Raw genomic sequence first — 10,614 nt, 5'->3', positions numbered from 1 at the left:
CTAACAAGCGCATGCAGTCGGACAAAGTACCCATGCTGATATTCATTTTTCTCTAAAGCAGACACTGAAAGGCGCGTCACCAGGGGCAATCTTCGGCCATGAACGGACGCTGACACTTTCTAAAACCGCAAATTACTACCCCACATATCTGCGATTGATTTATACAATTAGAATCAAATTTGCCATTCCTTTAATCTATTTAATGACGGGCGAATCTCAATCAATCCACTTGCATGAACGACGACACCACACCAACAGATATAGATAGAAAAGATATTACTGATATTTCAGATGTCACCGATAATAGCCTGATTACCGATTTTACTCAGATTGTAAGTTGCGCTGTTGGGAAGAATCGAATCGAGCGCAGGCGACAAAAAATCCGAGAAGAATTGATACGCGAATATATTTATCCCGAACAACAGACTTCCTCTTCCCTCATATCCCAATTTTTCAATATATTCAGGCACACAAAATTACCGCCAAGATAATAGAGGCCTGTTTACTTAACCAGGTTCTGTTTTCTCGTAAGCTGCCGCTCGTAGAGTACTGGTAGGAGGCAATCTTCGGCCACTTTCGGGCATTCATCATGTACAAAAAACCCCGTACAGTGGCTGGGCTTAATTCTTAAATTTAAAAGTCGGCTATTTCAATTGGATCGTATGGTCCGTCTATTCAGACGCCACAGCCCAATGACACCTAATCCAAGAAACATCATCCAACTCACCGCACCTGCGCCACTGCTGGTCTCATCAACTTTCTCGGCACTTGTACCATTACATCCAACGGTATTCACCGTGTTAGTTCCAGTAATCGAGGTTCCTTCAAATGTCTCACCATTTAGGGTTGCTTCGGTGTCTCCGCAGACAATACCTGTTTCCTGAGTTTTGAAGTGGAACATCATATCCATATAACCATCGTCGTTAACATCTTCGACATGACCATCATGCGCGGGTAAGGCTCCATCTGGGCCAAATGTAACGGTTGAGAAATCGACTTGCATTGCGTCGAAATCAGTCGATCCCAGAACCGCGACTGGGATAACTCCCTTGCTCCTGGGGTTTGATTCGGTGGATTTCGTCATTGTATTTTCTCCTGATGGATTCAACCAATCGATGAATCGTCTGAGTGGATTCCAGTTCACAATCGAAAAAGGGCGCTTGCATCATCGCAAAGTCGCCGCTTAACATAATCAACTAGATGAGCCAGATCCTCCTGGGCTCAAATCACAAAGTGCTTCAAGAGTTTTGATGACGGATAAACTATTCAGGCTCCTCCAACCAATGTTCAAATATATCGACGACAGTGGTGTCTTGTTCCGGGCCGCAATACCCTGGCCAGATTTCGTTTTGTCGGAATAGTACCCGGTAAAGCGTTTGCGCTGGAAGCCCCGCTTGCCCGTAAGCACGCTCTTCCGGGTTGGGAAATTTGCCAGAAACGGATGCAATTAACCCTGACTTCCCACGGATAAACGTCGGTGTGCGCACATGTCTTGTGGGGTACGACAACCGGACTCTTACGGAATCTCCGACATTAAAGCGTCTCATGCCTGACTCTCCTACGGAATGAATCATTCGGTAAGTCTCTGACCATTTTGAGGCGTCGGGTAGCTTGAAAACGGTTGGACAGTTTTTCTATACGATTAGATAATCTTCCGTCGTAAAAACAGACAGAACCGGTCAATCGCTACAATCATCAAAATCAGCACGATCATCGCCATCATGGCTTTTTCGAAATAATAGGTGCTGATGTTGAAAAACAGCGCATAGCCAACTCCACCGGCCCCGACAAAACCGAGAACCACGGCTTGGCGTGTATTATGGTCCCAGTAATAGAGGCAATAGCTGAGATACAGCGGCATAACCTGCGGCCAGGCTCCATACAAGAACACTTTCCACCGGCTTGCCCCGGCCGCCGTCATGGCTTCGAGCGGCCCAGGGTCAACGGCTTCGACAGCTTCCGCCAGAAGTTTTCCGATAACCCCGACACAATAAATAATCAGTGCAATAACACCGGCAAACGGCCCAAGGCCAACGGCAACAACAAACAATAATGCCCAGATAATTTCGGATACGCCGCGGCAAATCGTCAAAAACAGGCGAATCGGCAAATAGATAACTGGATGTGGTGAGACATTCTTGGCAGCCAGAAAAGCCATCGGCAAAGCCAGAATTGACGCAATCACGGTTGAGATAATACCAATTTGCAGTGTCTCGACGACCGGCCAGCCTAACCGCTTCAGATAAGACCATTCTGGCGGGAACATCTGGCCTAACAGGTCTAAAATCGCCGGAATCCCGGTGACGAATTCCTGGATACTCATTTCAGTACCCTTGATCGATTGCCAGTAAATGGTTGCGACGATAAGAATGGCGCCCATACGCAACGGTGTCATTTTGAAACTTCCGGCGCGAAGGGCTTCTTCGTTTAAAGTGGGGCCACTACTCATATCAAATAATTTTCCCTCTGACGAAAGCACTGATACGATCAATAACCACTAGGATCAGAACGATCAGAATCAGACAGGTGACAACTTCAGGATAACGGAAATCGTGAAGGGCATGGGTTAGGGCAAGTCCAATTCCACCAGCACCAACCAGGCCAAGAACAGTCGATGCCCGGTTATTATACTCCCAGTAAAACAGTGTGCTCGACATCATCACCGGCAGGACGTTTGGCATCACTCCAAACCAGACCACCTTAAAGCGGCTGGCACCTGCTGCTTCCATTGCTTCCATCACACCAGGGTCAGCAGACTCAATCGCCTCATAATAAAATTTTCCAAGGCCACCGATACTGTGCAACGTCAGGGCCAGTACACCCGGGAACGGGCCAAGACCTACGGCGGTCACCAGAACCATTGCCCAGATCAGTTCCGGGACGGTGCGAAACGTGCCAACGAGCAGGCGCATAACGACACTAACCATCGGATGGGGCGTGGTATTGACCGCGCAGAGAAATGCCAGTGGTAACGCAAAGAAAATGGGAATGGTTGTGCCCAGCAGCGCCATTTCTAGCGTCTCGATCATCGGCCACATCAGGTCTTCCAGGATCGTGAAGTCGGGGGGCAGCATTCGGCCGCCGAGATCATAGATCATCGGCAGCCCTTCAATCAACTTCGGAAGGTTAAATTCGGTTCCCCAGGCTGACCACAAAGTCATCGCAAGAACCACCAGGCCAATAACCATATACTGACGGCGATTTGTGCGTCGCTCTTCCATGATGGCGTTGAGCACATCTGAGGTTACTGCAGTGTTCATTATGCAGACGCCTTGGAAATATCCGCTGTGAGGTCTTTATCAACCTCATCAACCGTCTTCTTGAAAACCCGCTCAATCACTGCGTCATCCAGTTCAGAAGGTGGTCCGTCAAATGTTACCTGGCCATCGGCAAGCGCAATAATCCGGTCTGAATAGGAGCGCGCAATGTCGAGTTGGTGAAGGCTCATGATCACTGTCAGTCCATCGCGGTCCGCAATATCACGGATCAGGTCCATGATTTGGACGCGCATGATGACATCCAGACTTGCGATCGGTTCATCAGCCAGAATCACTTTCGGTTCCTGAACCAGCATGCGAGCAATAGCAACGCGCTGTTTCTGGCCGCCACTTAACGTATCTGCCCGGCGCAAATAAAGTTCTTTATCCTCAAGTCCTGCGCGGACAAGTGCGCGAACTGCCATTTCATGATCTTTAGCGGTAAAATTATAGGTAAGTGCCCGCCAGGTGCTCAAGGTTCCCAGCCGTCCGCACATAACATTCATCAATACGCTCATGCGATTGACCAGATTAAATTCCTGAAAAATCATTCCGATGTGATGGCGTGCCTTGAGCAGGCCCTTTTTGTTGAGTTGGCCCAGTTCCTGTCCATTGATCCTTACAGCACCAGATGTCGGGCGAACAAGAAAGTTCAGGCAGCGTAATAGTGTTGATTTTCCAACCCCGCTAGGCCCGAGCAAAACAATAAACTCGCCTTTTTTAAAACTCAGTGAAATATCCCTGATAGCAGGCAGTGAATTCCCGTAGGCCTTTGTCAGATTTTCTACTTCGACCATTATGTCCCGGTCGGCCTTATTATTCATCTATGGCCTCAATATGTTTGTTGCATTTGTTCAATAATTATCTGTCTGAATATGGTGAGAGGGTCCGGACCGTAACATCAGCCCGGACCCTTAATTGTCAAACATACCTTAGAAGCGCTGGCTTCATGGGTCTATGAAGTCTTACTGAGCTGCCTTGATCTTTTTCTTCAATTCCGCCATCTCGGCAAGATCTTCGAAATCTTTATGTGATGTTGGAACAAAACCTGTGCTCGGCCAGATTTTATAAGCGTTAGCTGTTTCTTCCGGCAATGACAGGAAAGCTTGCCGAACCTTGTTGATGAAGTCTGCACCATGTTTTGAGTCAATTACCATCGGCGTGTTCGGAACTTTCTGGCATGCGACAATACTGAGTTCAGCATTGATCAGCTTGTCATTCGGCTCATCATATCTTTCCATTTCGAAGATACCACGGTCCTGCCAACGCCAGAAATAGAAGTCGCCAACGGCACCGGCATCAACTTTACCATTCTTCACAGCCAGAAAGGAGGCGTCGTGTTTGCCCGAAAAGATTTTGCGCTTGAAGTCTTTGTCTGGATCAATATTGTTTTTCAACAACATATAGGTCGGCGCAACACCGCCCGAAGTAGATGTCGGAGATACGAAAGAGAATGTTTTACCTTTAAGGTCCGCAAAGGTTTTGATGCCACTGTCGGGCTTTGTGACGATGCAGGATTTGTAGTAAGTCCGCTTATAGGTATCTTTGTTCAGAACCAGCGGCTCTACCTTCATACCGATGTCGAGCATTTTTAAATACTGTCCACCACCAACGTAGACGACTTCCAGATGACCTGCACGCATGCCTTCAATCAGCGCGTTGTAGCTTTCTGAAACTTTAACAGAGACCGGAATGCCCAGTGTTTTACCAACATGTTCGGCAATACCAGAAAATTGCTGAACCATAAGGGTGGGGTCTTCCGCGGGCAGGAGCCCAAAACGGAGCTGCTCGGGGGCGCCAGCCTGCGATGTGGAAACCATGCCGCTAACCAGAATGGCCGCAGAAATTGCGAGTAATGATGTAAAGCGCTTCTTCATTTTTATCCTCCCGGAAATGAAGCCGGGTTACACCCGGCGAATTTTGTCGTGCCCCGGAACAGGGCTTCAGTTGCTCATTTCTTTTTTACTTTCGTCCGCGGAAGGGCGATGAGCTTTCGATCAATTCTATTGGGTTGCTCTGAGGATGGCAATAGATTCGCCGGGTATTGTGGAATTTTGTGAACTTGGATGACCTTGTAAGTCTCATTTAAGATGTTTCCCCATTTTAAAGAGTCTCCTTAATCGATATTTAATCTTGGGTCGATGGGAAGCTGTTTGACGATTGAGAAGGCATCTTCCATCAAACGTGCTGCGCCTAGCAACGGGGCTTCACCTCGAGGCGGTCCCACGACCTGTAATCCAACCGGCAATCCTCTATCCGTGAACCCACAAGGAAGCGACATTGCCGGCAGAGATGTTGCGGTAATCGCGTAGGCGATCATGTACCAGTCAAAATAATTTTCAAACGTATGACCGTCGACTTCATTGATCGCCCGAATTTTAACATCAAACGGAGCGACAATGGTTGCCGGTGTAATTAACAAATCATAGGTTTGAAAAAATTTCGCCGCGCGCGAATAGAGTCTACCCCGCGCCCGTTCTGCACTGGCCAGTTCTCCGGCTGTCCGCTTCGAGCCCTGGTCCAGATTCCAGACGACCTCAGGCCTGACCTGTCCGCGGTTAGCATCAATAATTTCAGCCAGATCCCCAACGAACTGGTTAGCCCTTAGGACATGGAATATTTCACGGACATCGCTGAGATCAGGGCATGCCTCCTCAATGGAGAAGCCTATATCCGAGAGCTGGTCGATAGCTGCCTTACAGGTTTCTGCAATATCTCTGGCAACGGGTACAAGACCGTTGAGATCAGGGCTATAGGCAATGCGTAGAGGTTTTACCGGGTTGTTGACGGCATTGATAAATGGTGTCGTCGGCCTGGCGAAAGAGATCGGGTCTTCCGGATGTTCGCCAACCATGGCGTCAAGCATCAGAGCCACATCACCAACATTGCGCGCCATGGGTCCCTGCACCCATAAATTATCATAAGGCAGGCGTGTGGGCGCACGGGCGACTCGGCCTGGTGTCGGGCGCAGGCCAACGATGGAACAAAATGCTGCCGGGGTACGCAAACTACACCCAAGATCCGACCCGGTTGCCAGCCATGTTTGTCCTGTCGCGACGGAAACAGCCGACCCACCCGAGGAACCCCCACTTGTCATTGCCGTATTCCAGGGATTCAGCGTTTCACCAAAAACCTCATTGAATGTATTCGCGCCATGTCCGAATTCCGGGGTATTAGATTTCCCGATAACAATTGCACCGTTGCCTTCCAGAGTATCGACCATAACGTCAGACTTGTCTGGTATGTTGTCTTTGAAAAGTGGGGAACCATATGTCGTTCGTACACCGGCGACATCGTTGAGGTCCTTGATGGCGATCGGTAATCCACCGAGCCATCCGGCTTGGTCTTTTGTGTTTGTCTTCGTTGATTCAATCCGCCGGGCATGATCAAGTGCGCGCTCTGCTGACAGCGTTGGTAAAGCGTTTAAATTTCCATCCGTTTCCTCAATCCGGCGAAGCGATGCCTCTACCATTTCAGTTGGGGATACCTCTCCCTGCCGAAGCATATCGACAGCCTTAGTGGCTGGTAATTGAATGAGGTCTGTCATCTCGCACCTTCAGTTTGAATTTCACAGTATTTATTTTTCTAAAATGATTGTGATGATTCCAGCGACTAGTATCAATGACCAGAGCATCTGTCGCCGAAACCTCAGTTCTTTTAACAGGAAGAAGCTGAGTATAATGGAGAACGGCACGGAAGCCTGACGAATGGAACTAACCGCGGCCACATCGCCCCCAGCTTGATAGGCAAACAGTATAAAAATATAACTCAGATAGGATGTTACGCCCGCCAAAATGTAGCCGACGGGTGTGATCTTCCATCCGCCAAACAGGTGTTCCGTCACAGACCGGGACCGGGGGCGGGTCAGGCTGAACAATAAAACTGCCATTGGCACAATTAACAGACTATCCCAGAAAAAGAATATCACGGGCTCAACGTCTTGCATGGCCGCTGCGTCAGCAAGCGAGTAGACCGCGGAACAAGTCATCGCCAAAAACGCCATGGAGAGCGCCCGTTTGTTTTGCACCAACTTATTTTCATCGTGGTACTGAAGGAAGAATGCACCAATCACGACCAGCGCTATTCCGCCCAAAACCGATACAGAGTACTGGTGCCCAAAGAGTAGCATGCCGATAGCAACGATCATAAGCGGATAAGAGCGGGCGATCGGGTAATAAACAGACACGTCGCCGTCGCTGAGGGCGACAATCATAAAAAAGTGATAGAAAAAAATTGCCATGCTAGAAATGATGACGAGATACCACACTGGGATAACCGACATGAAATCAAGCCCCAATACCCAGGCATGAATACCGGCAATGAGGGTCCAAATGCTCATAAAAGCCAGGCACAATCCTTCAGGATAAGCGTTGTGCTTGATAAACACTTCTTTAAGGGGGTGAAGAGCCGCCGAGCCCATGGCAAGCAGGACGACCATTATCTCCATGATGACGCGTTCGCCAAAAGAGGTTCTCTGTCGCATAGGCAGCGGCAAGGCCGTACAACAGGGGAAAATGCTGCAAGTGGGCATAAGCGAAAGCCCGAACCACAACCGTTGATCGGCGATATGCTTTTGCTTTCCCGTGTTTTAGTCATGACGCTGGATTGTAAGGCGATAAACGCATCAATTGCTTTCAACAGGAATGTTTTTCCTGTGAACAGTAAATTAAACGCCCGACGATAGTTTGATCGACAAAGATTGCCTGTCATGGGTTTCCGGCTTTAGTGCCAGGTTGCGTGGCAAGGCTCACACCAATGAGGCTGTCACGGTTGACCAGCGCGGCAAGTTTATCCAACGGCCAATCTTGAGTGCCATCAGGCTGCATGGGCAGAACCATGTATCGAAAATCAGCGGTGCTATCGTGAATACGGACTTCACGTTCCTCGCTGATTTCCGTGCCGAATTCTGCCAGGACGATGCGCGGCTCGAAGACGACGCGTGAGCGATAAGCCTTGCTGACATACCAGGCGGGTGGTGCGCCGAGAATGGAACGTGGATAACACGAGCAAAGGGTGCAAACGATGATATTGTGGATTTGCGGTGTGTTTTCAACGACCTGAAAACCCGCCTCAAGCGGTTCGATGCCGATTCCCAAAAGCGCAGATTTCGCATCTTTCAGCAAGGCTTCTTTGAAGTCTTTGTCCCGCCAGGCTCGAGCGGTGATTCTCGCCCCGAGAGCAGGGCCAGCTTCTTCCATTCTCTCAATCATCCGGCTGACCGCATCTGCCGAAAGCAGTTTTTGATCCACGAGACAAGTGTACACGGCCTCGCTAATGAGGCTGTATTCACTTGGTATGGGGTCGTCTTCCCTGAAGTTGCCGTGGTCATGTAGATGATCAAAGGATTCAGGGAGGTTTTGGATGGCCGCTTCCCGGCTTGCGCGAACCAGCTCGGTGCGTGTTGCCAGTTCAATTGGGTCAAGCACTCCTTTTTCGATCAGGACATCCCGAACGGCTGCCGCTTTTTTTTCATAAAATCCAAGCGCGTTATAGGCGTCCTTGCCCATCGTTTCGATGACGCGCCGCATTTCATCGACGCTCATTAAGGGTCGTTCGCCGCGCGAAATACAATCGCGCACGGCTTCCATCCTTTTCTCCCAAAACATCATGGGGCGTTCGGTTCGATCAATAGAACCGCCGGGCATACCGCCCACATCGTGGTATCCGCGATGATTCATTTTCTTTATATCTCCACCAAATATTTGACCGTGACAACAATCGATCACATGCTCCCGATACACCAATCAGCAACGGCATAAAATGCGGTTTCAATTGTGCTTTTCTGCATTGGTTGAGGCTTAGCTTACGCCCAGATCGAAGGTTGACGCAAGAAAGTTAATGAAACAGTGGTCGGCAGTTGAATTGGGAAGTTACGCCGGGGTGCCCCCGACATATTTGATCGACGATCTACGATCTACGAGCCAACACTGCGTCTACAGCTTGACAGCAAGCTATTTTTCGGGTTTTGTGGAGAGCATAAAAGTTTGCAAAATGAGCTAAAAGCCAGAGAGTTTCACCGATGATGAAGACTGGACGCGCCGCTGTCTACCATGCCCCCAATACCCCATTTGAGATCCAGGATTACCCTGTCCGCGATGTGAACCCTGATGAGGTGTTGGTCCGAATTACCATGTCGACGATATGTCGCTCAGATATCCATTCATATTTAGGTCATAGGCCGAACCCTTGCCCGGGAATCCTGGGCCATGAGATTGTCGGTGTAATCGAGCAACTCGGCGAGAACATGGTTTGTGATATGCGTGGTGACCCGTTGGCGATTGGCAACAGGGTAACCTGGACTGAATTTTTCCACGAAGGTGAATCGTATTATCGAGATGTTCACGATTTGCCGCAGAAATCTGTTGGGGTCCGAAAGTATGGCCACGACCTGGCCACGGAAGATCCGCATTTTTTAGGCGGGTTTGCGGAATACTGCTACATTCTCCCCGGAACCGGTATACTAAACCTTCCTGGCGAGATTTCCGACGAGGAAGCGACTCCGCTCAACTGTGGGGTTGCGACAATGATATCAGTTACAGAAGCAGCAAAAATTGATGTCGGACAAACAGTCATAGTTCAGGGGCTTGGGCTGCTTGGCCTTTACGGTTGCGCGATCGCGAAGGCGCGTGGCGCACGTCGGGTCATCGGCCTTGATGCCGTCGCTGATCGGCTGGAAATTGCAAAAAGGTTTGGTGCTGATGTCACTTTTGATGTCAACGCGGTTCCTGAAGAAGACCTTGTTTCTGTGGTCCGGGCAAACTGCCCGCCCGATGGCGCTGATGTGTGTATTGAGGTTTGTGGACATCCGGGTGTTGTTTCTACAGGGATCAAGATGCTCCGCACCGGAGGTCGCTACATTATTGCCGGACTTGTTAACCCTGACGCCAATATGAATATCGATGGTAATGAAATTCTACGTAAAATGATAACCATCAAAGGTATCCATAATTACCATCCACGACAGTTGATCCAGGCGCTCGATTTTGTCATGACCAACCGCGACCGATACCCGTTTGCTGACATTGTTGATTCAAAATTTTCCCTGGAGCAGTTGGATGAAGCCTTCACTCGTGCGTCTGACCATTCAGTACTTCGCGCCGCAATCGTACCCTAGACGTGGTAGTAAGAGTAAGCAGGGACACACACTTTTTAGAGAGTAAGCAGGGACACACACTTTTTTACACTTTTTTATTGACACGAATCGCCCGCGGAAGATAGGATTTTCCAATCTCAGCTAAAAGGATTTAACTGATGACTCGGCCCAGGAAGGCGTTGATTTCATTGTCGGATACTCCCTACTACCACATCACCTCGCGCTGCGTGCGCCGCGCTTTTTTGTGCGGGGTGGATCATTATT

11 protein-coding genes are annotated in these 10,614 nt (G+C 49.3%); 2 read left to right on the top strand and 9 right to left on the bottom strand.

Features of this window, described 5'->3' with window-relative positions; all coding sequences use genetic code 11:
- Window positions 1-649: 649 nt before the first annotated feature.
- From OES20_17955 to OES20_17915, 9 genes are all read right to left on the bottom strand, one after another.
- Entirely contained in the window at window positions 650-1,084 is a 435-nt protein-coding gene (locus OES20_17955; protein ID MDH3636579.1) for a hypothetical protein, read from the bottom strand.
- Between the two features lie 178 nt (window positions 1,085-1,262).
- Entirely contained in the window at window positions 1,263-1,547 is a 285-nt protein-coding gene (locus OES20_17950; GenBank protein ID MDH3636578.1) for a nitrile hydratase subunit beta, read from the bottom strand.
- Between the two features lie 95 nt (window positions 1,548-1,642).
- Window positions 1,643-2,479 (bottom strand): phosphonate ABC transporter, permease protein PhnE, encoded by an 837-nt coding sequence (gene phnE, locus OES20_17945; protein ID MDH3636577.1) that lies wholly within the window; start codon window positions 2,477-2,479, stop codon window positions 1,643-1,645.
- Window positions 2,451-3,260 carry a phosphonate ABC transporter, permease protein PhnE gene (phnE, locus tag OES20_17940; GenBank protein ID MDH3636576.1) on the bottom strand — a complete coding sequence of 270 codons (810 nt, stop codon included), beginning with the start codon at window positions 3,258-3,260 and terminating at the stop codon, window positions 2,451-2,453. Before phnE (OES20_17940) ends, phnE (OES20_17945) begins: the two co-directional genes overlap by 29 nt.
- Window positions 3,260-4,081 (bottom strand): phosphonate ABC transporter ATP-binding protein, encoded by an 822-nt coding sequence (gene phnC / locus OES20_17935; protein MDH3636575.1) that lies wholly within the window; start codon window positions 4,079-4,081, stop codon window positions 3,260-3,262. The genes phnE (OES20_17940) and phnC overlap by 1 nt, the downstream gene beginning before the upstream one ends.
- Before the next feature lie 141 nt (window positions 4,082-4,222).
- A complete protein-coding gene (locus OES20_17930) occupies window positions 4,223-5,134 on the bottom strand; it encodes a phosphate/phosphite/phosphonate ABC transporter substrate-binding protein (GenBank protein ID MDH3636574.1) in 912 nt (303 codons plus the stop codon).
- A gap of 239 nt (window positions 5,135-5,373) precedes the next feature.
- Window positions 5,374-6,804 (bottom strand): amidase family protein, encoded by a 1,431-nt coding sequence (locus OES20_17925; GenBank protein MDH3636573.1) that lies wholly within the window; start codon window positions 6,802-6,804, stop codon window positions 5,374-5,376.
- Window positions 6,805-6,834: 30 nt separating this feature from the next.
- Window positions 6,835-7,704: a DMT family transporter gene (locus OES20_17920; GenBank protein MDH3636572.1), complete on the bottom strand. Its 870-nt coding sequence runs from the start codon at window positions 7,702-7,704 to the stop codon at window positions 6,835-6,837.
- A gap of 259 nt (window positions 7,705-7,963) precedes the next feature.
- A complete protein-coding gene (locus OES20_17915) occupies window positions 7,964-8,935 on the bottom strand; it encodes a nitrile hydratase subunit alpha (GenBank protein MDH3636571.1) in 972 nt (323 codons plus the stop codon).
- A gap of 341 nt (window positions 8,936-9,276) precedes the next feature.
- Between OES20_17915 and OES20_17910 the strand changes: the two genes are divergently transcribed.
- Together OES20_17910 and OES20_17905 are read left to right on the top strand one after the other, a co-directional pair.
- Window positions 9,277-10,371, top strand: coding sequence for a zinc-binding dehydrogenase (locus OES20_17910; GenBank protein ID MDH3636570.1), 1,095 nt, complete (start codon window positions 9,277-9,279; stop codon window positions 10,369-10,371).
- A 137-nt stretch (window positions 10,372-10,508) separates the two neighbouring features.
- Window positions 10,509-10,614: nitrogen fixation protein NifB (locus tag OES20_17905; GenBank protein MDH3636569.1), on the top strand; the 106-nt coding region annotated here is incomplete at its 3' end.

The sequence above is a fragment of the Gammaproteobacteria bacterium genome, from assembly GCA_029862005.1.
In the GTDB taxonomy this organism is placed as follows: domain Bacteria; phylum Pseudomonadota; class Gammaproteobacteria.
Note: the sequence above shows the minus strand (reverse complement) of the source record. Positions and strands in the feature narration are given on the sequence as shown.